This is a genomic window from Halorubrum sp. Eb13, from assembly GCF_002252895.1.
Lineage (GTDB): Archaea > Halobacteriota > Halobacteria > Halobacteriales > Haloferacaceae > Halorubrum.
The window spans coordinates 1-703 of the sequence record NZ_NHPE01000053.1 but is presented as its reverse complement, the minus strand read 5'-3'; the positions used below and the strand labels follow the sequence as shown (position 1 = coordinate 703).

The following is a 703-nucleotide window of genomic DNA, read 5'->3' as shown; positions in this document are numbered from 1 at the left end:
TACTGACATGTTTTTCGAGGATTGATAGATAAACGATCCCCGACAAGTCACGCAATGACTGATGCTCAATGGGCAGGTCCTCAGTCTAGTACTTTCCAGCGATTCACACGGTTCTATCTCGCGGTCGTGGATCCAGACGACTCTCTCACGAGCGCTCCGTCTGGAATACGCTCACGACTCAGTCGCCTTCGCGACGCGGTCGGCCGCGGGGAGCCGATCGGTCCAGTAGAGCGCCGCTGCCAGCCCGAGGATGACGGCGAGGCCGGCGGCGAAGCCGCGGAAGACCGCGGCGAACGGGTAGCCGGCCTCGACGAGCGCCCCGACGACCCCGCTTCCCGACGCCTCCACGGCGATAGAGAGTCCGCTGAACGCCGCGAAGGTTCCGGCGCGGGTGTCGGCCGGAAGCGCCGAGAGGACGTAGGTGTCGAGCGCGGGGAACAGCCCGTGAATCGTGTAGCCGAGGAGGACCGAGATCGCGCCGAGCGCGAGCGCCCCGCGGAAGACCGTCAGTCCGAACACGCCGGCCGTGAACGCCCCGACCAATCCGAGGATGTAGGGGACCGTCGGGAGGCGGTCGACGAGGGTTCCGCTGGCCCAAAAGGCCGGTATCCCCGCCGCGAACGCGACCGTCAACAGCGCGTTCGCGGTCCCCGGGGCGAGCCCCCGAGCGAGCATCACGGAGACGTAGAAGTTGAACAGCCCC

General features: G+C 66.6%; 1 pseudogene. It reads right to left on the bottom strand.

Annotation, left to right across the window (positions count from 1 at the left end):
- Window positions 1-171: 171 nt before the first annotated feature.
- A pseudogene (locus tag DJ75_RS18565) lies at window positions 172-703 on the bottom strand (MFS transporter); the annotation flags it as partial.